The 23351-nt window shown below is 36.7% G+C and carries 18 protein-coding genes and 1 tRNA gene; 6 read left to right on the plus strand and 13 right to left on the minus strand.

Features of this window, described 5'->3' with window-relative positions; genetic code table 11:
- Positions 1–82 precede the first annotated feature (82 nt).
- The 3 genes from RM573_RS01565 to RM573_RS01575 all read right to left on the minus strand — a co-directional run bounded on the left by RM573_RS01565 (position 83) and on the right by RM573_RS01575 (position 5744).
- Entirely contained in the window at positions 83–928 is an 846-nt protein-coding gene (locus RM573_RS01565; protein ID WP_311576194.1) for a carbon-nitrogen hydrolase family protein, read from the minus strand.
- Between the two features lie 334 nt (positions 929–1262).
- Positions 1263–3104, minus strand: coding sequence for an aminotransferase-like domain-containing protein (locus RM573_RS01570; protein WP_311576197.1), 1842 nt, complete (start codon positions 3102–3104; stop codon positions 1263–1265).
- Positions 3105–3494: 390 nt separating this feature from the next.
- Positions 3495–5744: a heparinase II/III domain-containing protein gene (locus RM573_RS01575; RefSeq protein WP_311576200.1), complete on the minus strand. Its 2250-nt coding sequence runs from the start codon at positions 5742–5744 to the stop codon at positions 3495–3497.
- 774 nt (positions 5745–6518) lie between these two features.
- Between RM573_RS01575 and RM573_RS01580 the strand changes: the two genes are divergently transcribed.
- Positions 6519–9524 (plus strand): TonB-dependent receptor, encoded by a 3006-nt coding sequence (locus RM573_RS01580; protein ID WP_311576203.1) that lies wholly within the window; start codon positions 6519–6521, stop codon positions 9522–9524.
- Positions 9525–9749: 225 nt separating this feature from the next.
- Here the strand turns inward: RM573_RS01580 and RM573_RS01585 are convergent, their stop codons facing one another.
- Entirely contained in the window at positions 9750–11105 is a 1356-nt protein-coding gene (locus RM573_RS01585; RefSeq protein ID WP_311576206.1) for an aminotransferase, read from the minus strand.
- Positions 11106–11229: 124 nt separating this feature from the next.
- Here RM573_RS01585 and RM573_RS01590 point away from each other — a divergent pair, with 124 nt between their 5' ends.
- The gene (locus RM573_RS01590; RefSeq protein WP_311576209.1) at positions 11230–12156 is read left to right on the plus strand and encodes a LysR family transcriptional regulator; all 927 of its coding nucleotides are present in this window, start codon (positions 11230–11232) and stop codon (positions 12154–12156) included.
- A gap of 122 nt (positions 12157–12278) precedes the next feature.
- Here RM573_RS01590 and RM573_RS01595 read toward each other — a convergent pair.
- The 7 genes from RM573_RS01595 to rlmE form a co-directional block, all read right to left on the minus strand.
- Positions 12279–12363, minus strand: a tRNA-Leu gene (locus RM573_RS01595).
- Between the two features lie 16 nt (positions 12364–12379).
- Entirely contained in the window at positions 12380–12787 is a 408-nt protein-coding gene (gene secG / locus RM573_RS01600; protein WP_311577401.1) for a preprotein translocase subunit SecG, read from the minus strand.
- 9 nt (positions 12788–12796) lie between these two features.
- Positions 12797–13564: a triose-phosphate isomerase gene (gene tpiA / locus RM573_RS01605; RefSeq protein WP_311576211.1), complete on the minus strand. Its 768-nt coding sequence runs from the start codon at positions 13562–13564 to the stop codon at positions 12797–12799.
- A 100-nt stretch (positions 13565–13664) separates the two neighbouring features.
- A complete protein-coding gene (gene glmM, locus RM573_RS01610) occupies positions 13665–14999 on the minus strand; it encodes a phosphoglucosamine mutase (RefSeq protein ID WP_311576213.1) in 1335 nt (444 codons plus the stop codon).
- A 23-nt stretch (positions 15000–15022) separates the two neighbouring features.
- Positions 15023–15808 carry a dihydropteroate synthase gene (gene folP / locus RM573_RS01615; protein ID WP_311577404.1) on the minus strand — a complete coding sequence of 262 codons (786 nt, stop codon included), beginning with the start codon at positions 15806–15808 and terminating at the stop codon, positions 15023–15025.
- Positions 15809–15961: 153 nt separating this feature from the next.
- On the minus strand, positions 15962–17899 hold the full coding sequence (ftsH, locus tag RM573_RS01620) for an ATP-dependent zinc metalloprotease FtsH (RefSeq protein WP_311576217.1): 1938 nt from the start codon (positions 17897–17899) through the stop codon (positions 15962–15964).
- Between the two features lie 100 nt (positions 17900–17999).
- Complete coding sequence (rlmE, locus tag RM573_RS01625; protein WP_311576220.1) at positions 18000–18629, minus strand: 23S rRNA (uridine(2552)-2'-O)-methyltransferase RlmE; 630 nt, start codon at positions 18627–18629, stop codon at positions 18000–18002.
- A gap of 123 nt (positions 18630–18752) precedes the next feature.
- Between rlmE and yhbY the strand changes: the two genes are divergently transcribed.
- Complete coding sequence (gene yhbY / locus RM573_RS01630; protein WP_311576224.1) at positions 18753–19049, plus strand: ribosome assembly RNA-binding protein YhbY; 297 nt, start codon at positions 18753–18755, stop codon at positions 19047–19049.
- 127 nt (positions 19050–19176) lie between these two features.
- Here yhbY and RM573_RS01635 read toward each other — a convergent pair whose 3' ends face one another.
- A complete protein-coding gene (locus tag RM573_RS01635) occupies positions 19177–19557 on the minus strand; it encodes a DUF3192 domain-containing protein (RefSeq protein WP_311576227.1) in 381 nt (126 codons plus the stop codon).
- Positions 19558–19740: 183 nt separating this feature from the next.
- On the opposite strand from RM573_RS01635, the gene RM573_RS01640 reads away from it, so the two are divergent.
- Complete coding sequence (locus RM573_RS01640; protein ID WP_311576230.1) at positions 19741–20049, plus strand: hypothetical protein; 309 nt, start codon at positions 19741–19743, stop codon at positions 20047–20049.
- On the opposite strand, the gene syd is transcribed toward RM573_RS01640, so the two are convergent.
- Positions 20046–20624 (minus strand): SecY-interacting protein, encoded by a 579-nt coding sequence (gene syd, locus RM573_RS01645; protein ID WP_311576233.1) that lies wholly within the window; start codon positions 20622–20624, stop codon positions 20046–20048. The two genes, RM573_RS01640 and syd, sit on opposite strands and share 4 nt — an antisense overlap.
- A gap of 63 nt (positions 20625–20687) precedes the next feature.
- Between syd and queF the strand changes: the two genes are divergently transcribed.
- Both queF and RM573_RS01655 read left to right on the plus strand, forming a co-directional pair.
- The gene (gene queF, locus RM573_RS01650; RefSeq protein WP_311576236.1) at positions 20688–21533 is read left to right on the plus strand and encodes an NADPH-dependent 7-cyano-7-deazaguanine reductase QueF; all 846 of its coding nucleotides are present in this window, start codon (positions 20688–20690) and stop codon (positions 21531–21533) included.
- 199 nt (positions 21534–21732) lie between these two features.
- Positions 21733–23328, plus strand: a complete 1596-nt coding sequence (locus RM573_RS01655) for a diguanylate cyclase (protein ID WP_311576239.1) — start codon at positions 21733–21735, stop codon at positions 23326–23328.
- Positions 23329–23351: the final 23 nt, after the last annotated feature.

Raw genomic sequence — 23351 nt, forward strand, 5'->3', positions numbered from 1 at the left:
ATTTTTCTGAATTTAGAGTAGAACAATCAAATCGCTCAACATAGAGCCAGTTTTGTACTTATGATAGTTCCAGTTTTACGTTTTAACTTTTCGGTACTTCTAATGGTCCAAGTTTGCTCAGTGCGCTATTTTTACGTGCTTTTTCTTGGTTATACGAAAATTTTATTGGGTTATCTCTAAAACTTTTTAACGGTTGACCTAAACCATGTATACCGCGTTCTCGGTTGCGTCGTACCACCGAAAAGTCAATTTCAACCGGAAACACTTCTTTGTTGATCCCCGCTTGATGAATAACACTGCCGTCGGGAGAAACAATGATTGACTTACCATTGCCATAATCTCCAAGGCCATTTACAGCAATAACATAACACTGATTGGTAACAGCGGTAGATTTTGCCATTGATAGCTCCACTTCACGATCTATGGTGCCAGTTAAAGTAGGATAAATAAGTACTTCAGCTCCCAAGCAAGTTAACTCCCTACTCACTTCAGGAAACCAAAGATCATAACAAATGGCTACGCCAATCCGTCCTTGTGGTACGTCAAAAACCACAAAATCTTGGCCGCAAGATACGCCTTTTTCATAAGGCAAAAACGGATATATTTTACGATAACGTTCAATCACAACCCCTTCATTATTAATAACGGAAGTTGTGTTAAATATTTCATCATCACATAACTCGTAATCTGAACCTGGTATCAACCAGATATTGAGTTCTTTTGCTAAATCGCAGTAAAATTTTTCTGCTTTACTGGGCAATGTAGATGCATATTTTTTTTCTGGACCATAAGTACAAAGTTCACTGAGCACTATCATATCCACCCAAGGGAAGCGCTTTTTGGTGTTTTTTATCTCTTGACCGATAGTGGCTAAATTATCGCCACATGGAAGTGACAACTGCATACCGGCGATAGAAAAATGGCTCATTACAATAACTCTCGTGATAAAAATGAATAAACAATCTAATTAATAATTTTACTGTACGGAGTTTAACAAGATAAGGTTAGTACCAGATAGAAACTAACTATAGGTCCAGTGTTGAATTTAAAACAAAGTAACTAGGAGAAGGTGCTTCAACATAAAAAGCTAAAGCTTATGCTTTTTGCATTAAACAAAGCCTAAGGGGTTAAACAAGTTGCATCACCATATAGTGTAACACCTTGTTTTAATTGTTTATATTGAGTTATTTTTTATAAAACTACTTAAGTAAAACTCCCTGCTATTATTGTTAAATTAAATAAAAAAATAATGGATAAAGACATTAATCAAGATACGTTAATTGACGGACAAAACAGTAGTTTTGATCGAACCATTTCATATCATTGCCATCCATAATGACATAAAAACCTTTAACTTCACCGTAGCCCCATAAATTCCATTGACGATAATACATATCTCCTTCCACCCACCAACGTCCAATATCAAATTCTGCGTCAATACCACCGGTATGTCCTTTCATTGAACCATCACTTAATAGCTCAATAATACAAGGAACGCCATAAACCATTTGACACTCTAATTTGGCTCCAGACAAGGCATTCTGTAGCGAAGCACCCGTTAATAGATTACCTTTTGCATCCGATAATTTTTCTTCAAATTCATCCGTTAATTGATGAATAAGATCTGCTAATTTACTCACCCCTACGCGAATTTTATCCGTTGCAATACTGGTAATTCCCATCCGGAAGCAATTCTCAGGATAAACAGAGCTGGCAAAATAGCGTTTCGCAGGCTCAATTAAAATACCTATTTCTGCGGCCTTCTCGCGTAAGTAATCTCCATCAAGTTGTTTTGGCCCTGTGATCCAATACGCGGTGCCTCCTTGGATAGGTCCAGTATCAATACTATCAGGTAAATAGATATTTAATGCTTCTCTTAATTCTAACCAACGCTCAAAAAACACCTTATGCAAGTGCATCATAAAAGAGTCGTAATAACCCAATGATAAAAAGTAAGACACCGCACGTTGATTCGATAATGGAGGATTGCGCATCATTATTTTACGCAGTTTTTTCAGTTCATTAATTACTGAGCTATCAGCAACAATAAACGCAATTTGAACCCCAGAAGCTAATACTTTCGACAAACATGACACATAAACCACCCGATTGTTTTTATCTAAACTCCTTAAAGCAGGGTGTGGTTGACCAAGAAAATTACTTTCAAACTCAAAATCATCTTCAATAATTATAAAGTCATGTTTATCAGCTTTTGTCAGCAGTTGATCTCGACGTTCCATAGACATAGTAATACTAGTTGGGGTTTGATGACTCGGTGTGGTGTAAATAACATCGCAATCATTGAGCTTGTCATCAACCACCATGCCTTTGTCATCGATCTCTTGATAAACTAACTTTGCACCTTGTTGTGACAATAAATCACGCATTTCAGGATAGCCAGGCTCCTCTACAGCAGCAGTAACTGAGTTATCTACAAATAATTGGGTAATTAAATGGAGTGCTTGTTGAGTACCAACCGTAATTATAACTTCTTCACGGCTTGCTTGAATGCCGCGGCGAGGTAGAATTTTACTTCGGATCTCATCAATTAACATAGGATCATCTTGTAACCCTTGTAACTCAGACCATTGATATATTTCACCGCTGGCATTGGCACGGTTATTAGCATCACGCCATTCTTTTATCGGATATAATGACGAATCAAATTTACCATCAATAAATGGATAACTATAACTACGCCAGTTTGAGGGACATGAACTATAGGTTGTTAACGATACCGCGCCTTTAAAATTATAATGAAAAGGCGTTTTAAATTGCGCTAATGATGTCGATTTTTTACTAGTAAGTGCTTGATTGTGTAATTGTGAGTTTGATGTTTGAACACAACCTTTGTGAATATTGTCACTGACAAAAATTCCACTGCGTTCTTTCGAAATTAAGTAGCCTTCTTCAATTAACGCTTGATACACAAGAACTATAGTATTTCTTGAAACATTTAATTGTTTGGCAAACTTTCGAGAAGATGGAAATTTACTGTTTGGTGGAAAAGCGCCAACGAGAATACCATCAACCATTTTAGTACGAATTTGACTTTGCAAACTTTCATCTGATTGATGATCTATATGAATTAAAGGACTAACCATCTTACGACACCTATTTACCAAATGACTAATTTACCAAGAAAAAAGTAAATGATTTACCGTGTAATCTAACCTTATTTCTTTCAACAAATAAATAGTAAATATTCAACGCTATGTTTTATTTGTACAAAACATTCACAATTTTGAGTCATTATAAGCAAGAAAACGGTTTGGTAACCAATGCGGTTGCACGATAAATAGGCTAACATTTAACAGTAATGATCCCCCTTTCAAACATGGCAAATTTAACTGATGTTAAGTACGCACATAAAAAAGCATCGTTTCATAAATGTAGCGGATATTATGGTTGGGTAAAGTGTGAAATCACAGATTAATAAACAGAAAGCTCGTATTAATGGTATAAAATCAATACGAGCTCATAGCTCTCGAAGCTTAGTTCAGGTAAAAATATTGAAATGGACCAGTCCAATGATATGTTTGACCATTTAGTTTCAATTGATGCTTTGCCGCTTTATTAACGTTCTTATTAGCAACAACAAAATAACGCATGTCACCTTTTACCGTTTTAATGGATACGGCGGTATAGTTGTCATCATCTTGAAGGACTAATAATTCAGCAATATTACTATTTGAATTATGTGCTGATTCAGAAACGGGGGTATAACTGCCATGCGGTTCGATCACTGATGCAAAAAGTGTTTGTTTAGCATTCTTTCGGCTAAGGATAATGGCAGGATCTTTACGTAAATTAAACTGAGGATCATTTGCACCAATACGGGCAAGTTGCACTTTATCACCCTGTTCAGTCGCCATGGTTAAAGTATAAAAACGGCCTTTATCTAACCATGAGAATTTAGTATTTTCACTATTGGCTATCCCCTCAGCTTCCAAGTAAAGGTGTTGATAACCATTATTATCGCCTAACGGTTTTAAAGTGCGAGGAATTTGATAATCAATATTTGATTTTAGTATTTGACCAAAATAGTAAAATGGTAAGTCATATTGGTGATTGTTTTGAGCATCAGCTTTAAACAAATCTAAAACGAATGCTTTTTCAAAAGCTTCATCTTTGATCATCGCCATGGTTCTTTGCATTTTAGTGCCTGGGTAGGCATTTAGTTCTTCAGCACTGATCACTTGAACCGCTTTATTTGAAGCGTCGTAAAAACGCAACTGGGAATGATGTAGGCTACCTATTTCGTATTTTCCAGAAAAATGTGATTGTCTATTTTGAACCAACGTATTATGCGCAATGGTTTGTTTTGCCCAAGTTTTGTTTTCTGGCAGATAATTGCCTCCTCCTTTTTGTTCAATATTAACAAAACGAGCTAAACCGTAGTCCTGCATGATTTCTTCGCCTTGGCCATAAAGTGAAAATGACAATTTGTCATAATGGCCATGACTTAAGCCTTGAGCGGTATATTTAAATAATAAGGTTAACGCTTCATCACCATGACGTAATAAACCTAATCCACCTTCATCGCCATCAGATCCATCCGAGTAATTTTCAGAGCCTTTGGTAAATTTTTTCGCTAAGCCATCACGAATGCCAGCAGCAACGGCATAACCGGTGTCATCAAGTAAAACCCGCCCTTGTTTTTCGGCGATACTCAATAAACGAGGATCTTTATTACCATAAAAATAAGCTATATTAACCGCAGTTACTACCGCATCGTTGTAGTACGACATACCTTTTTGGCCATCATTAATCGGGAAAAAGTCACCGTCAGCATCAGATAAATTCAATAAAACATCTACCGCTTTTAATAATACGCCATTTTTATAATTTAATACGTCAAGATCTGGCCTTGCATTATTTAATGCTTGGGCAAAAACTAAAAAAGGATACATAGCATAACGTTGATAGTAAGGTCCTTCGGTATAATATCCATCAGGTGAAAAAGGTTCATTTAAATTCGCGAAAAAACCAGCGCCTTGTCCTTCTACTTTCAGGAAACCACCATCATCATCTTTTGCACCAATTGCTAAACCATCTTCTTCTAAACCATATAAAGCTCGTTGAATAAGCTCTTCATCTTGCATGACTAGACCTATCATACCAACAGCTGCAGCTCCCCATGTACTATGGTTGTGTACTCGATTAAAAAACTGCGGGCTATCAATTGAGATATGATCAGCAAAAGGTTTAAATAAATTATCTTCTAAGGTTTCTCTGTCTGCTGCAGGTAACCAGTCATAAATAGCATCATAAGCTTGCGCTGCATACACCAACCAATTTGAATCATTTAGCGATTGCCAAAAAAGTTTTCCTCTTGCGTATGAACGTGTTTGTGGGTGTAAAGGGAGATCTTTATACATAGCTTCATATTGAAAAAACATATCACGCACATAGTTTGCATACTTTTCATCTTCTAAAATTTGAAATAAGACGCCTGCCTTTTGTAATAAAAAGAAATTCGCTTTATGACGTTGATGAGTATAGCCACCGGAAAAATCACGGGGTATCGGAGTATCAATACCTTGTTCAATTTCAGCATCAACTTCTGTTTTCAATTGTTGCAAGGTTTTATCAAACAAAGGTGTTTTTCCTAAGCTTGCTTGAATTTTTGTGATGCCTTCTTTCGTTAAAATTAATCCTTTGCGATCACTTGCATGACAGGCTGAGATAAGCCCAAAATTGATAGCGATTAACAACCAAGCAATCATGATAATTGGCTTCATGTATTTAATACCTTTTCCATTGTTTGAGAAAAATAAAGCAAAAGTGTTAAAACTTAATTCTTCTCAGAACACCTTTTGCTCATTATTAAACGATGAGTTGTTTAATAATAATATTGATTTACTTATTTTTAATTAATATAAGCAAGTTAAAAAGAGTAATAATTTAAAATAAGAGCATCGAATTTACACCCTTAACTTAAAATAACAGCATCTTTATTTATATTGCTAATCTCTCCATAGTTTTCCTAAGAGCTAGGTAAAACACTGGTAATAGACCTGACTTTCAAATTGGTTACAAAAGTCAAAATCAAATGTAAACAAAAACAACCAATTGGTCAACCAAAACGCTTATCATAGTTTTTTAATCAACTATTTAATCATTCTATTTGTATATTTATCAAACCATTTAGCGATAAATAACTGCCAAATCAGCAATACTGAACAAAATATAGCTGCAAAAAAATATTTTAAATAAAACGATTAAAAACAATAACTTAAACAAAAAGCTCCATGTAAAAACAAAGCCAACACTAAATGTTAAACCATATTGGTAATAACCGATGCGATATTTATTTTGACCAATTAACCACTAAAAGGGTTGACCTTTTGAATTTTAATTGTAAGTATAATGAACAATCTTTGTAAGTATCATCGATATGCTTATAAAGATTAAAAGAAAGGTTTATCAAAAAGACTATATAAAATTTATTCAATAAAAGTGTTAAACAAAAAAACATTTTTATTTTTAATGATAAAGAACCACTGGGGAAAAACATGAAACAAAAACTATCGAAAATAAGCTTAGCAGTTCTGTCTGCTACTGCGCTTAATATGACAACATCTGTGTACGCACAAGATGCTGAAGAAGCAGCGAAAGAAGTTGAAGTTATCGAAGTTACAGGCATGCGTAGTTCACTAACAAGCGCACTTGCTGAAAAACGTGACACTGATAACTTAACCGAAATCATCATGGCAACGGATATTGGTAAGTTACCTGATCAAAACTTAGCAGAAGTACTTGAAAACGTAACGGGTATTCAAATTACACGTACCGCAGGTATAGGTACAGGTGTTCAAATTCGTGGTAGTAATGCTAACCGAGTAGAAATTAACGGTGCTTCAACAGTAGGTTCAGGTGCTGGCCGTAGTGGTATGAACTTTGAAGATTTATCGGCTGCAATTATCGCTGGTGTTGAAATTACTAAAGCACCAGAAGCTAAAACAACAGAAGGCTCTATTGGCGGTACGGTAAATTTACGTACCATTCGCCCGCTTGAATTATCTGAAACATTAGGCTCGTTACGTGTTCAAGGTGAAGACAGTAGCCTTACCACCGATGGTGTACAACCACGCATTTCTGGTGCATACGGTGATAACTGGGAAACTGACTCTGGTCGTTTTGGTGTCGTAGTAAGTGGTAGTTATACAAAACAAGAAGCAACTTCATTCCGCCCTCGTGTTGACCGTGATGGTAGTCTTGTTGAAAACGCAAGTGCTGATGTTTACCGTAATGGTTCATTAGAAGACCAAGCCACTAAACGTCCAGTAGCTCAATCTTTTGACTTTCTAGGTGTTCAATTCTTAAACCAAGAACTAGAAAACTTTGAATATGAAACCACTAACTTAGCAACAACGTTTGAATTTGCACCAAATGCAGATATGAAATTTTTCTTTGATGCGATTATAACTTCTCAAGAACGTCGTCAAGACAGTACTCGTGTTCAAGCATCAGGTGTTAGTAGTGTATTAAATTATAATTTACCGACTGAGTTCGAAACAGTAGATTTTGGCTCTTTAGACGGTGTTGATTTAGGCAGCATCCAAGCAGCATTACGCGGTACAGTTCAACCAAACTTAGGTGTGGATGATGATGATCCTAACTTACGTTTTAACAGTGATACAGGTGCACGTGTTACAGATACACAAGTATTTAGACTAGGTGGTGAATGGCAAGGTGAAGACTTGTTTATTAGTGCAGAAGTGTCAACTTCTAGCTCTGACACAAGAACACCTTCTTTGAACTCTCAATTAAACTTTATCAACCCTAACCCACTGACGCCACTTGATGGTTCAAGTAACGATAATGCCGTACCATTTATTTATGATTTATCTGGTAATGCGTTAACTTTTGGTGTGGATTTCGACTCTCCTTATGCTCCAACAGTAGCTGACTTATTAAATCCAAACAATGTGGTATTAGACCAAGTAGATATTTCACGTAGTACGGTTGATAACTCTGACGATACTTTCCGTATAGACTCAACTTACTTTATCGACGATAACATTATTACTTCAATTGACTTTGGTTACCGTTACAATAAAGCTGAGCATAGTGCGGTTTCTATTACTGACCGTATCGGTGGTTTTAGTAAAATGGTAGATAGCCCTAATGGTTCTTTATTTTCTGAGCTTTTAGTTGCTGGCCCTAGTCATTTTGGTGACGCTGATGGTCGTGAATTAGCTATGCGAAATTTCTTAATTGTTGATCCTAACCTTGCATTTTCTGACCCTGATAAAGTTTTATCTGTTTTAGAAAGCGCAATGGCAACTCATGGTGGTAATCAAGATTATTCTGACTTAACACCAGGTGATACTGCAGCCTTTAACATTGAAGAAAAAAATCACGCGTTTTATGCACAAGCAAACTTTGAGTATGAAATGATCCGCGGTAACTTCGGTGTTCGTCACGTTAAAACTGATATAGCATCTACTGGTAACACCGTTGTAAATGGCAACGTAACGCCAACAACAAACACTGCAGATTATAGCTTCACATTACCGCGTTTAAATATTGTCGCTGATGTACATGATGATGTATTGGTACGTTTAGGTTGGGGTAAAGACATTTTACGTCCAAACTTTGGCGACTTAAATACTTCTGTATCATTTGGTACTAACGAAAACCAAGCTGTAGAGTTAGGTAATGCGGCTCTAGAGCCTGAAGAAGTTACTTCGTTTGATATTGGTGCTGAGTGGTATTTTGCTGAGGCTGCTGTAATCAGTATTGGTTACTTTAAGAAAGATCGTACTAACTTATTTGTGATTGAATTAGACAGTGCGACACTAGATGCAAATGGCTGGCGCGACAGTAACCCTGCTTGTTCTGGTGGTGGTATATGGAACCCAGCAGTACAACCAAACGTCTTGGGTGACCCAAATACAGTTGGCTTATGTGTTGACCGTGAATCAAAATTCAATGACTCAGCTACAACAACTCAATCAGGTTTTGAAATGGCATTTCAATATGACCTATCAAGCTTTGAAGAACAGTTAGGTTGGGCATCAGGTTTTGGTATTGTTGCTAACTATACTATTCAAGAATACAAAGGTGGTTCTGCATTCTATACGTCTGCAACGCGTGGTACCGATATCTTTAATGCTATTAACGGTGTGTATGATGACAGCCAATTTGTTAAATACACATCAGACCGTGGTCTTTTAGATTTCTCTGAAAATGCGTATAACGTTGCTGTATACTATGAAAAGCATGGTTTAGCCGCTCGTTTACGTTACACATGGCGTGATGCGTTCCGTACAGAAGATACGGCAGCGGGTGCAAGTCTTAACTCTACATTAGGTTTCCCTGTTACTACACATGACAGAGGCCAGCTTAATGCCAGTGTGAGCTATGATGTAAACGAAAAATTAAACATTGGTTTAGAAGCAGTTAACTTAACGGAATCAGATATTACGCAATCTTGTGTTAACGAAGGCGCTTTATTATGTGCTCAAGGTATCACTGACCGTCGTATCACTTTCGGTGCTAGCTACCGCTTTTAATACCAGTTTGAATATATCAACTTGATATTTTCATAGAAAAAATGAATAAAGAGCAAGCCGACCGGCTTGCTTTTTTTATGAAAAAAATTTGATTAAAGGTGAATACCTTGAGTATGGTTAATGCTTATTGATATGCCCAACTTACCCGCTTATGTATAGAAAAAACGAGTGTTGATATGTTTGAGAAACGTTTAAACACTCATTTAGCCCTTGAATTTACCCCCGCTACACCTTAACAATTAAGTTATTTTTCATAGCATAGATTAGTGTTTCGTCTAACGCTTTTTCCAAAACGAATATCATCTCGTCTATTTGTGAGGTTGTAATGATAAGTGGCGGACAAAATGCTAAAGAAGAGCCTGCAATCGCGCGCGTTATCATACCTAACCTCTGGCATGCCGCCATCGCATAATGACCGATGTCACCATTAGGAAAAGCTTGACCTGTTTTTTTATTTGCCACCATTTCAACGGCCGCAATCATGCCTTTTCCACGTATCTCACCAACTAAAGGATGCGCGTTTAATTTTTGGAGTTTAGACTGCATATAGTCACCTTTCACTGCAGCGTCATCGAACATATTATCTCTTTGATATATTTCCAAAGTTTTTAACGCAACAGCACACGCCACCGGATGACCTGAGTACGTATAACCGTGTCCGAATACTCCAACTTTATTACTAGGTTCAATTAATGCCTGATAGATATCGCCACTGATCAGTGAAGCACTGATTGGCATATACGCTGAGGATAATTGTTTAGCTAACGTCATTAAATCGGGTGATTTTATTCCCATAGTATTACTACCAAAATCGTTACCCGTTCGGCCAAATGCAGTAATAACTTCATCGCACCAAAATAAAATATCGTACTTTTCCAAGATAGCTTGGACTTTTTCGTAATAACCTGGGGGTGGCACAATGACACCACTGGCTCCAGTTATAGGCTCAACAATAAAAGCCGCGATAGTCTCAGGACCTTCTTCAATAATGAGTTTTTCTAGATTATTTGTGATCCTATCGACAAACTCTATCTCACTTTCATTTTCTAATGCACCTCGGTAGTAATGGGGTGCATCTGTTCGTAAAATACCTAATGCCTCAAAAGGTAAATCAAAATTCGAGTGATTTACAGGCAAGCCTGTTAAAGAAGCAGAAGCGATGGTCACACCATGATATGAGCGCTCTCTGGCGATTATTTTATACTTTTGTGGCTTTCCAATCGCATTAAAATAGTATCGTAATAACTTAATATGAGTATCATTTGCGTCACTACCAGAATTACCAAAAAATACCTTTGCATTATTCATTGGTACCATAGAGGTTAATTTCTCGGCCAAATCAATTCCCACTTGATGAGTTTTCCCACCAAACATATGGGAATAAGACAACTTACTCATTTGATCAGTGCAAGCATCAATCAATTCTTTATTGTTATAGCCTAAGGAAGAGCACCACAAACCAGCCATGGCTTCTAAATATTTATTTCCTTTATTATCATAAACATAAACACCTTCACCTCGTTCAATGACTAAGTTACTTGGCTTTTTCAGATTGGTGGTTGGGTATATAATTTGGCTCATAATCAGTTATAGTCTTTGGTTATTGTTTAATAAATCGTATAAGAACTTTTAATTTGTTTATATAATTACTTGCCTATACTTACATTTAGATATACAAATATAATAAAACTTTTCATGAGTCATTATGGGTAGAAAAAAAGCCGCTCTTTCACGTCAACTTGCAGACATTGATTTACGTTTGTTAAATGTTTTTAAAGCTGTGGTTGATTACGGTGGATTTAGTGCCGCCGAACTCCCTCTTAACTTAGCGAACTCAACAATATCTAATTACATTTCAGATTTAGAAAAAAGATTAGATATGCATTTATGTATTAGAGGGCGTGCAGGATTTAATTTAACTGAACACGGTGTAGTAGTTTATAATGCGACAACAGAGCTATTAGCTGCCATAGATCAATTCCGTACGACAATTAACCATTCACACAACCGACTTTCCGGCTATTTACATATAGCGTTTGCTGAACACATGTTAAGTGTTCACAACTCATGTGTAACCGATGCACTAAAGTCTTTTACCCAATTAGCACCAGATGTAGAAGTAAAAATCAGTACCATGAGTTCAGATGAAGTAACTATTGCGGTTCAAAACAAAAAAGTTGATATCGGTATTACCGTATTATCTGAGCGTTATCATGAAATAGAAACGTTAGCTTTATTCTCTGAGGAAATGTATGTTTATTGCGCTAAAGGACATCCGCTTTATGAACAAAACAATATTACAACACAAGATTTACAACAGTACCCATTTGTAGAATCTCCCCGGCTTTTGCGTGGCCGTGAACCTCATCCTGATATGGAGTTGTGGAAAAAAATGGCGAAAGCACATCATCAAGAAGCAAGAGCAACGCTTATTTTAACAGGGGCATATCTTGGAATATTACCCAAACATATCGTGATGAATTGGGGATTAAATCAAAGAATGAAGCCGCTATTCCCTAAGCTTTACGGGTATCAAAACACCTTTAAAGCAATTAGACGAAAAAATATCGGCAACGCGTTAATCTCAAATGCTTTTTATCAGTGTTTAACTGACTCATTGAAAGTTCAATAAATATTGTTGTACAAAAACAATAGTAATTTTAACTACTGTATTAGGTTCCCGCTAGGTTCCATGATTTAAAATTTTCAGGAAACAAAAAGGCTTACATCGCTGTAAGCCTTATTCTATATAGTTGGTGCAGATGGAGAGACTCGAACTCTCACGCCCTAAGGCACCACCCCCTCAAGGTGGCGCGTCTACCAATTCCGCCACATCTGCAATTTAAAACTTTTAACTAGTCTGGAATATCGCGGTTATCCGTTGCTTTCTTTTCTGAAGTAGCAGCAGCTGGTACATCAGGGTTTTCTGAAGCAACTGGTTCGGCACTTTCTTGAATTGGCGCAACATCATTACCTGGGATAGTTTGCTCAGCAGGAACAGCTAACTCGTTCCACTCATCACTTGATTTCACACGATTTGCAGTTAAGTTACCTAACACTAAACTGATAACAAAAAAGGCAATGGCTAACCAAGTAGTGGCTTTAGTTAAAAAGTTACCCGAGCCACTTGAACCAAAAATAGTTGCTGACGAGCCGGCACCAAATGATGCGCCCATATCAGCACCCTTACCTTGCTGAATTAACACTAAACCAATTAAGCAAATTGCTACAATTAGGTAAATTACAATTAAACTTTGATACAACATATTTTACTATCCTTTCGCAGCTGAACAAATCACTTTAAATTCGTCAACTTTTAAACTAGCACCACCAATCAATCCACCATCGATATCTGGTTGTGCAAATAATGTTTCGCAGTTAGAAGCATTAACACTTCCACCATATAGCAATGGCACTTTGTTCGCTATTTCAGCGTTACTCAGAGCAAGAAATTCTCGAATAAACTGATGCGTTTCTTGTGCCATTTCAGGTGATGCTGTTTTTCCTGTACCTATTGCCCAAACAGGCTCGTAAGCAATAACAACATCATCAAATTTTTCAATACCAATTTTGTCAATTACCGACTGTAATTGAGCCGATAATACAAGATTAGTTTGCTCGGTTTCTCGCTCCGCTTCACTTTCACCGATACATAATATTGGTGTTAAACCAGCATCAAGAACACAAGCCACTTTATCCGCAACTAACTTAGATGATTCTTTATAAATATCGCGTCTTTCTGAATGCCCCACAATAACATATTGTACTGAACATTCCTTCAACATATCGATAGATATTTCACCTGTAAATGCACCGCTTTGATGTTCATTAACATTCTGACTGCCTAAATGAATGCTTTTTTGTAAGCCTTCGCGTTGAGCAATGGCTGTAAATGAAGCGAGATAAGGAAAGCTTGGACATACCACTACATCAACATTTTCAGTCAAGTGTACAGCATTCAATCCAGTAATCATGTCATTGATTAACGATAAGTTGCCATTCATTTTCCAGTTGGCAGCTACAATTGAGCGTCTTTTCATTTGTCTTTCCTAAATCAAAGCGGCGAGATATTAACGAACCTACTCACAAGATACAAGTATTTCACTTAATAACTTGTTCATTTGCTCAATATTCAACCGGTTAACAAGCTTTTTTGACGGCATCAGCAATTTCATTCGCTAAAGCGGTTACTTCATCAATTTCTGGACCTTCAACCATAACTCGAATTAATGGCTCGGTTCCTGACTTTCTTAATAGCACTCGACCTCGTCCGGTAAGCTTTTCATTGACTTTATGAACCGAAGCGACCACTGAATCCGCTTGTAACGGATCGTTATCACCCGAGAAACGAACGTTCACTAATACTTGTGGTAGTTTTGTCATGCCTTGGCGTAGTTCAAACAAGCTTTTCCCTGTTGAACAAACAGCCGTTAATACGTTTAATGCGGCAATTATGCCATCACCTGTAGATGTATGTCTTAAGTTAATCACATGACCTGAGTTTTCAGCACCTAATTGCCAACCATTTTGCTTAAGCATTTCCATTACATAGCGATCACCTACTTTACTACGTGCAAAAGGTACTCCCATGTCAGCTAAAGCTAACTCTAGGCCCATATTACTCATTAACGTACCAACAACGCCTCTAATACTTCCTGATTTCAAATCATGGCTAGCGATCACATAAACACATTCATCGCCATCTACAATATAGCCCGTGTGATCAACCATCATCAAACGGTCACCATCACCATCTAAGGCGATTCCTAAATCAGCTTGATGTTCAACAACCGCTGCGCTTATCGCATCCATAGAGGTTGCGCCACAGCCTTCATTGATATTTTTACCGTTTGGTGACGTACCAATTTCAATAACTTCAGCGCCTAATTCTCGAAAGACATTAGGTGCAATATGATAGGTTGCCCCATGGGCACAATCGACGACAATTTTCATGCCCGACAAAGAATATTCACTCGGGAAGTTACTCTTACAAAATTCTATGTATCGCCCTGCTGCATCATCAATTCTATTCGCGCGCCCCAAATTAGCCGAATCAACACAACCCATGTCTTTATCAAGTTCAGCTTCAATAGCAAGTTCAACGTCATCAGGTAACTTTTGCCCATCTTGTGAGAAAAACTTTATACCGTTATCGTAAAAAGGATTATGAGAGGCACTGATCACAATGCCTGCTTCAGCACGAAAAGTTTTGGTTAAATAAGCAATAGCAGGAGTAGGCATTGGGCCTAATAAACCAATATCGATACCCGCGGCAGAAAAACCAGCCTCAAGTGCTGATTCAAACATATAGCCTGATATACGCGTGTCCTTACCCACCAATACTTTTTTTGTCCCTTTTGCTGCTAACACTTTACCTGCAGCATAACCAAGTTTCATCACAAACTCAGGGGTGATTGGATATTGCCCGACTAATCCTCTCACGCCATCAGTACCGAAATATCTTCTTTCAGACATTATTTTTCCTTAATTTTAAAATTTCACTCGCAGGTGATTTTATGCGTAGTTGCTAATATTCTCATAGCGTCCATGGTTTCTTTAACATCATGCACACGTATTATTGATGCGCCATTTTGAACCGCTAGAATAGCAGTGGTAACACTACCAACTAAACGCTCTGAAACATCTCTCTTTAATAAGTTACCTATCATAGATTTACGAGAAGTTCCTGACAAGAGGGGTAAACCTAACGTTTTAAATGAAGTTAATTGCGACAGCAATTGATAATTTTGCTCAAGCGTTTTACCAAAACCAAATCCTGGATCTAAAATTATCCGTTGCTTATTGATACCTTTGGCTTCACATGCGGCAATACGTTGTTTAAAAAAAGTTGAAATATCTTCAATCAAATCATCATAATGAGGATTGTGCTGCATAGTTCTAGGTTGCCCTTGCATATGCATTAAACAAACGGGCACAGTAGATTGAGCGACAACTGACAAACAATGATCATTTTGTAATGCTCGTACATCGTTAATTAAATCAGCGCCGTACTCTATAGCTGAAGCCATCACAGCTGATTTACTGGTATCAATTGATACCGCAACATCAAAACGCGCTTTAATTGCTTTTAGCACGGGAATAATACGAGAAATTTCATCGGATTCAGCCACATCGACAGCGCCCGGCCTAGTAGATTCACCACCAATATCAATAATATTTGCGCCATCGTTGATCATAGTTTCAACTTGACGAAGTGCATTATCGATTTGTGTATATTGACCACCATCAGAAAAAGAATCAGGGGTGACGTTTAAAATGCCCATGATCTGAATATCTTGAGGAGCAAATGATATTCCAGCGGGGCTAGTTAAAATATTCAAACAAGTCTCTTATTTTTATTAACGGTATAATTAAATAAAATAAAGCCCCGATTAACTAAGTTTAAATCGAGGCTTGTTTTGCATTGCTGAGTAAATTTATTTAGCCGGCATATCAGACGGCTTATCTAAATCAGGTTCAACTTTATTTTCATCTTTCGCGTCTTTTTTAGCCGCTCCAGATTTAGGTGGTTCATTTTTATCAATGTTATCGCCATGGAAATCTGACGGTGGACGAACTTCTCTACGCGCCATTAAGTCATCAATTTGTAACGCATCAATGGTTTCATAGTGCATTAACGCATCTTTCATCGCGTGCAAAATATCAATATTGTCTTTTAATATTTGCTCAGCGCGTTGATAGTTACGATTCACAAATTCTTTTATTTCAGCATCAATCGCTTGCGCCGTTTCATCAGACATATTTAACGACTTAGCAGACGTTCGACCTAAAAATACTTCGCCTTCTTCTTCAGCAAATAACATAGGGCCCATTTTTTCAGATAAACCCCATTGTGTTACCATTTTTCGCGCTAGCTGAGTAGCACGTTCAATATCGTTAGAAGCTCCGGTAGAGACTTTGTCAGCACCGTAAATCATTTCTTCAGCAATTCGGCCACCATAAAGTGATGAAATATTGCTTTCTAAATGCTGTTTAGAGTGACTAAATCTGTCTTGCTCAGGTAAATACATAGTCACCCCTAACGCACGACCGCGAGGAATAATACTGACTTTGTAAACAGGATCATGATCTGGTACTAAACGACCAACAATGGCATGCCCTGCTTCATGATAAGCCGTCATCTCTTTTTCTGACTCAGTCATCACCATAGATTTACGCTCTGAGCCCATCAAGATCTTATCTTTTGCTTTTTCAAACTCTTCCATTGATACAACACGGCGTGTGCAACGTGCAGCAAATAATGCAGCTTCATTAACTAAGTTAGCTAAATCAGCCCCTGAAAAACCAGGGGTACCACGGGCGATTACAGATGCTTTTACATCATCACCTAAAGGTACTTTACGCATATGTACTTTTAAAATTTGCTCACGACCACGAATATCAGGTAATCCAACCGTTACTTGACGGTCAAAACGACCTGGTCGTAATAAAGCTGGATCTAATACATCAGGGCGGTTAGTTGCAGCAATAACGATAACGCCTTCATTACCTTCAAAACCATCCATTTCAACTAACATTTGGTTAAGTGTTTGTTCACGTTCATCGTGACCACCACCCATACCAGCGCCACGTTGGCGACCTACCGCATCAATTTCATCAATAAAGATAATACAAGGTGCAGACTTTTTCGCTTGTTCAAACATATCACGTACGCGTGATGCACCAACACCGACAAACATTTCAACAAAATCTGAGCCTGAAATAGTAAAGAAAGGTACTTTCGCTTCACCAGCAATCGCTTTGGCTAATAATGTTTTACCTGTACCTGGTTGACCTACCATAAGAACACCAGATGGGATTCTACCACCGAGTTTTTGGAATTTTGATGGGTCTTTTAAATAATCAACTAATTCAGAAACTTCTTCTTTTGCTTCATCACAACCTGCAACATCAGCAAACGTAGTTTTAATTTGATCTTCGCTAAGTAAGCGTGCTTTAGATTTACCAAATGACATGGCGCCTTTTCCGCCACCACCTTGCATTTGACGCATGAAGAAAATCCAGACACCAATCAGTAAAATCATTGGGAACCAAGAAACGAAAATGGTCGTTAAGAAGCTTGTTTCTTCAGGTAATTCACCCGAAGCATTAACGCCTTGTTTAACCAGATCATTAATTAAATCGCGATCATAACCACCGGGAATAACAGCAATAAAAGTTTCACCGCTACGTTTAACACCTTTAATGACACCATTTCGATCAACATTCGCTTCTCTGATTTGTCCTTGACGAACATCTTGAATAAAACGCGTATAATCGACCTGTTGTTCATTAGCATTGTTTGGCGTAAAACTCTGAAATACTGACATCAACACAACAGCTATTACTAACCACAAAATAAGATTTTTTGCCATATCGCTCAACTTAATGACCTCTTGATAAATTTAACACCTAATGAATATTGTTCAAAAAACAACCCCAAAAAAGTGTCTTAAAATAATTATGTTTAATTTACTACAATTTAAAGCCTGTCGCTACTAGATAAACCTCTCTTGATCTCGCACGAGACGATTGAGGCTTTCGAGTTTTAACCGTTTTAAATACTTGGCGGGTTTCTTTCATAAATTGTTCAAAGCCCTCACCTTGAAAAACTTTAACCACAAACGCACCATTTTTTTTCAATACTTGATGACACATGTCTAAAGCTAACTCTACCAAATACATGCTTCGCGCAGAATCTGCACTATCATTTCCGGTAAAGTTTGCAGCCATATCAGACATCACCACATCAATATTTTTACCATTAATACGTGTTAGTAAAGCATCGAGTACAGCTTCCTCTCTAAAATCACCTTGCAGAAAATCGACGCCTGCTATGGGGTCCATCCCTAAAATATCGCAGGCAACTACTTGACCACTTTCGCCCACTGCTTTCACGGCATATTCTGACCAACCACCAGGTGCTGCGCCTAAGTCCACCACTTTCATACCGGGTTTGATCAATTTGTCTTTTTTATTGATTTCTTCAATTTTAAAAACAGCGCGAGAACGTAAGCCCAATTTTTTGGCTTTTTTTACGTACTCGTCTTCAAAATGTTCCTGCATCCATTTTTGGCTGCTATTTGATAATTTACTTTTACTCATTTAGCTAACTTTTCACTTCGACTGAATAAAAATCAAACAAAGCTTTACACGTTTTATTAGTATTACAAACAAGATGAGGGTAAAATAGCGTTAATTCAAGCTAACTTGTAACGAAAATTGTTAATGAGCCTAAATAAAAAACAAATCCAGCATCTAAAAGGGCTGGCACATTCATTGAAACCTGTTGTTCTTCTTGGTAATAATGGATTAACGGAAGCGGTAGTTGCCGAAATCGACTTTGCTTTAAATCATCATGAATTAATTAAAGTAAAAATTCCAACCGATGATAGAGAAACCAAAGGATTAATTGTTGACGCAATTTGTCGTGAAACTGAATCCACGAAAGTACAAGTGATTGGTAAAACTTTAGTTATTTATCGCCAGTCGCCGGAACAGAAAATTCGTATTCCAAAACTATAACGTTAACCTAAATCGATAACGTTTAAAGTTCAGTTAAAAAATGAAAAAAGCCAAGTAGTTTATTTACTACTTGGCTTTTTATTTTGCTTCATTAATATCGTTTTTAATGCACTAATATTTTTGCCTATTAACGAGAAATGTTTCGTGAAAAGTCACCACCCTGACCAGTTTCAACAAGCTCTCCATTGACAAAATATAAATAAGTACATTCGTCACGTGTTGTTAAACCATCTTTATGAATACGATTAGTACGATAAAATAAAACGCGTATTGCGTTACCATCTTTTTCATAAGTTTCATTAAAATCAGCAACACCAAGACGGTTAGTTACATCAATAATGCTAGAGTTTAAAGCAATGCGGCTGATTTTTTTTCTGTTAGTATATTCTCGATTTTCATAATCACTCGACATATTGTATCCATCGTCACCACCAACAGACACAACACAGCCAGTTAATGATAAGGTTAACGGAGCAGCAATAATTAACGCTAAAATAGATTTTTTCATGTTTTATACTCTTTTGTTCAAATTATTATTGTGAATTTTGAATAAGTAGTAGCAAAAGTCACTCCAAAAAACATAAGTTATTGATTAAAAATAATTTTATTAAAAAAGTGTGTAATTCAACTAACACTTACTCTAATTTTTTCGCTAAAATATAGTTTTTTTAACGAAGATAAAGTTATCAATATGACCATCAATGATGAGATTTTAGCCATTGCTAACCAGCTTGCGAACCAAGGTAAGAAACCGACAGTAGCACTAATAAAAACAAGACTTTCACAGCCCGTTCCTTTACCTCAATTGATTGCTACTTTGAAAACTTGGCAACATGAGCCCAGTTTTACCGAAATCAATACTGTTGAAACGGCAGCTATTAAGGATGAACCAAAAAATAATGACGCGTTAACGGAAATAATTAATCAGGCGATAACACCATTAAAAGATGAAATTAACTCGTTGAAATTAATGATTGAGCAATTAATCAATAAAAGTTAATCAGTTTCTGGCTCAATATAAATATCAGGTTGTAAACTCGCGATAAAGTCTGTTAATGAATCGGCAATTTTTTTATGTGGTTTACAACCAACTCTTTCTGCCCATACTTCACCACTTTCATTTTCTACAGTGAGCATAATATTGTCATCATCGGTTACAGCAAAAAATAAGGTTACTGTTTGTTTGAGCTTCTGCTTCATTAAAACGTGACCAATGAGGTTTTCTTGCAAACGAGCAAAGTCATCTTCACTCCAAGCAAATAACAATTGTAAATGCCCTTCAGAACAACTTGCAGGAATATTTTCACTAAATATGGTGGTAAAATAATGAACAATAGAAGGATGAATCACGAGATCAAGCGCATCCTCTAAATTTGCAAAAGACAATGCTGGTTGCATTTCAACTGGCTGCCAGCACATCAATTTTTCATCAAACTTATTTTGTAAACAGGGCGAGGGCCACTGTTCATCATGCTCGACTAAAGGTAAATGCTGGAGTTTCTCTTGATATTGTTCAACATAGCGTTGACTAAAGGTAAGTATATTTGCTGTTAATTGTGTGTCGGTTGTTTTCATCTAATGAATAATTCCTATAAAATAAATATTGCAGCGAAAATTACTTAGCGAACCATCACTATCATGAGCCATTATAACAACGCATCCGAGTTAGATAAATTAACTTTAGGCAAAACTACCCAGTACATTAGTCAATACCAACCTTCATTACTACAAGGTGTTCCCCGTAGTTTAAATCGAGAAGCGTTAAATTTAACACCAGAAGACCTACCCTTTCACGGAGAAGACATTTGGTATGGCTATGAATTATCTTGGCTAAATAAAAAAGGTAAACCCGTTGTTGCCGTTGCAGAATTTAGGTTTCCGTGTACAAGCCCTAATATTGTTGAGTCAAAATCTTTTAAACTATATCTGAACAGCTTTAACCAATCAAAATTTGCCGATATAAATGCGGTGCAAACTGTGCTTTGCCAAGATTTGTCAAAAACGTCTGGCGCTCAAGCTCAGGTAAAATTATTTAAAGTGGACAATTGTGCACCGTTAGAAATTAATCACTTATCTGCTCAATGTATTGATGAACTTGACATCGCAATAAACGAATATACCTTGAACCGTCAACATCTATCAGTAGAAACTGACGAGAAAATGGTTGATGAACTTTTGGTATCTCATTTATTAAAATCAAATTGCTTGATCACCAACCAACCCGATTGGGCAAGTATTTATATTAAGTATTCAGGTAATAAAATCAATCATAAATCATTGCTGAAATATCTAATTTCGTTTCGCCAACATAACGAATTTCATGAGCAATGTGTGGAACGTATATTTTGTGATATCCAACACTTTTGCCAACCAGAAAAACTCACGGTTTATGCAAGGTATACTCGCAGAGGTGGTTTAGATATTAACCCGTTTAGAAGCACTGAAGTCGGCACTGCCCCACTTGCTAGAACATTAAGACAGTAATCTTTGATCTAACAACATTAATTAACTAAAATTTTATTAAATTGTTTTTTCTCCGCATACTAATGCTGACTTTTTTAATATCTGCGTATATTATTAATAAACAAATAATTATTTTTACACTTTTGTATTTTAAACTCGAACAGTTGAATACTAAAAACTAGATAATCTGTACTCATCATAATAAAGGATATGATTCTTCATGAGCGGTAATTCAACGGTCGATAAAGAAATAGCAGCACTTAAGAAAAAGCTCGATGCAGCTATTGAATCTCGTAGTATTATCGATGATGAATTTAAATTACAAACGACACTATTTACCGAGTTCATCATTAAACTAAGTCAAGCAACTAAAGGCATTGACTTATCCTTGGATAATAAACTAGCAAAATTACGATCATTATTTACCAAATCGGCGCCGATTGCCGATGTACAAAAATTAGTTAAGGAAATAACCTTACTTCTGCAAAAATTTTCGATAAAGAAAGAGCAAGAAATAGCTAAATTACAAAGTGAATTTAATTTAGCCGGACAAGCGCTTCAAAAAGTAAATGGCTTACCTGAAAATTTAAGAAGACAATTACGTACTCTGTTAAAAGATAATGAAGAAACAAAGGAAGCATTGGCACAATATATTCCTTTAATGAGTCAATTAGTAAATTTTTATCAAACCGCCTTAAAAAAAGGCAATGTGACTGATAACGCAGAAGGATTACTAAGTCAGCAAAATAGTAATAGAAGTGAAAAAACGGTTACAAAACCAGATCATAAAGTCATCGAAAGATTTACTGAGTTGTTATCAAAAATCAATGTTTCTCGACAATACCAAAATCAATTATTAAAAATAAAGTCTGAATTAAAAGATGATATGCCTAATGAAAAATTATTTAATAGTTTTTTAGCGGCTTTCGACGTCATTAGTCATGATTTACAGCACGAAAGAAATACCGCAAAAGTGTTTTTATCGACGTTAAGTGAAACCCTTTCAACCATTCAGACTGCAGTAAAAAGTACCATTTCAACACAAGATAAATGTAATAAAAGACATCAAAAACTCAATACGCAACTCCAAAACCAAATTACCGACATGGCGAGTGGATTAGACCAAGCGAATTCATTGGTTGATATAAAAGTAGATATCAGCGGAAAGCTAAAAGCTATAGCGAATACGCTCGACGAAAAAACCTCACTTGAGAGCACGTTACAAGTAGAGCTTGAAAAGAAACTTGTTGAAATGCAAACAAAAATTGAAACACTTGAAGAGCAAAGCATCACCTTTGAGAAACGTATTCAAGAACAACAAGCCAAAAGTTTACAAGATGCATTAACAAAACTAAATAATAGGGCTGCTTTTGATGAGTACTTTGCTAAAGAAACAGTAAGATACCAACACAACGGCGGCTTGTTAGCAATCGCCATTGCAGATCTCGATGACTTTAAACGAATTAATGATACTTATGGTCATACTGCCGGGGATAAAACCTTACAAGTGCTTGCAAGCACATTCAAAAAGAACCTAGCTGGCGATGCTTTTATTGCTCGTTATGGTGGAGAAGAATTTGTTTTTATTTTTAGAGGTTTCGATAAAGCTGAAATTATAAGTAAACTCAATGCCTTAAAAGTTAATATTGCGAGACTGCCTTTTAAGTTTAAAAATAACAAAGTCTCAATGACTTTATCTGTTGGTGTCACTCACATTAAAACAGATGACAATGTTCATATAGCTTTTGAAAGAGCTGATACCGCACTTTATAAAGCCAAAGAAGAAGGAAAAAATAGAGTTATTTATATTCAGTAAGCTTATATAGAGTCATTAAAGGA

This window comes from Thalassotalea castellviae, from assembly GCF_031846185.1.
Taxonomy (GTDB): domain Bacteria; phylum Pseudomonadota; class Gammaproteobacteria; order Enterobacterales; family Alteromonadaceae; genus Thalassotalea_H; species Thalassotalea_H castellviae.

Excerpts from the sequence above, each read along its gene's own strand:
- RM573_RS01585 (WP_311576206.1), bottom strand. The coding sequence starts at position 11,105 with ATGAGCCAAATTATATACCCAACCACCAATCTGAAAAAGCCAAGTAAC.
- RM573_RS01635 (WP_311576227.1), bottom strand. The coding sequence starts at position 19,557 with ATGAAAAAATCTATTTTAGCGTTAATTATTGCTGCTCCGTTAACCTTA.
- RM573_RS01590 (WP_311576209.1), top strand. The coding sequence starts at position 11,230 with ATGGGTAGAAAAAAAGCCGCTCTTTCACGTCAACTTGCAGACATTGAT.
- RM573_RS01575 (WP_311576200.1), bottom strand. The coding sequence starts at position 5,744 with ATGAAGCCAATTATCATGATTGCTTGGTTGTTAATCGCTATCAATTTT.
- syd (WP_311576233.1), bottom strand. The coding sequence starts at position 20,624 with ATGAAAACAACCGACACACAATTAACAGCAAATATACTTACCTTTAGT.
- folP (WP_311577404.1), bottom strand. The coding sequence starts at position 15,808 with ATGGGCATTTTAAACGTCACCCCTGATTCTTTTTCTGATGGTGGTCAA.
- RM573_RS01570 (WP_311576197.1), bottom strand. The coding sequence starts at position 3,104 with ATGGTTAGTCCTTTAATTCATATAGATCATCAATCAGATGAAAGTTTG.
- queF (WP_311576236.1), top strand. The coding sequence starts at position 20,688 with ATGAGCCATTATAACAACGCATCCGAGTTAGATAAATTAACTTTAGGC.
- RM573_RS01580 (WP_311576203.1), top strand. The coding sequence starts at position 6,519 with ATGAAACAAAAACTATCGAAAATAAGCTTAGCAGTTCTGTCTGCTACT.
- RM573_RS01640 (WP_311576230.1), top strand. The coding sequence starts at position 19,741 with ATGACCATCAATGATGAGATTTTAGCCATTGCTAACCAGCTTGCGAAC.
- ftsH (WP_311576217.1), bottom strand. The coding sequence starts at position 17,899 with ATGGCAAAAAATCTTATTTTGTGGTTAGTAATAGCTGTTGTGTTGATG.
- glmM (WP_311576213.1), bottom strand. The coding sequence starts at position 14,999 with ATGTCTGAAAGAAGATATTTCGGTACTGATGGCGTGAGAGGATTAGTC.
- RM573_RS01655 (WP_311576239.1), top strand. The coding sequence starts at position 21,733 with ATGAGCGGTAATTCAACGGTCGATAAAGAAATAGCAGCACTTAAGAAA.
- rlmE (WP_311576220.1), bottom strand. The coding sequence starts at position 18,629 with ATGAGTAAAAGTAAATTATCAAATAGCAGCCAAAAATGGATGCAGGAA.
- RM573_RS01565 (WP_311576194.1), bottom strand. The coding sequence starts at position 928 with ATGAGCCATTTTTCTATCGCCGGTATGCAGTTGTCACTTCCATGTGGC.
- tpiA (WP_311576211.1), bottom strand. The coding sequence starts at position 13,564 with ATGAAAAGACGCTCAATTGTAGCTGCCAACTGGAAAATGAATGGCAAC.
- yhbY (WP_311576224.1), top strand. The coding sequence starts at position 18,753 with ATGAGCCTAAATAAAAAACAAATCCAGCATCTAAAAGGGCTGGCACAT.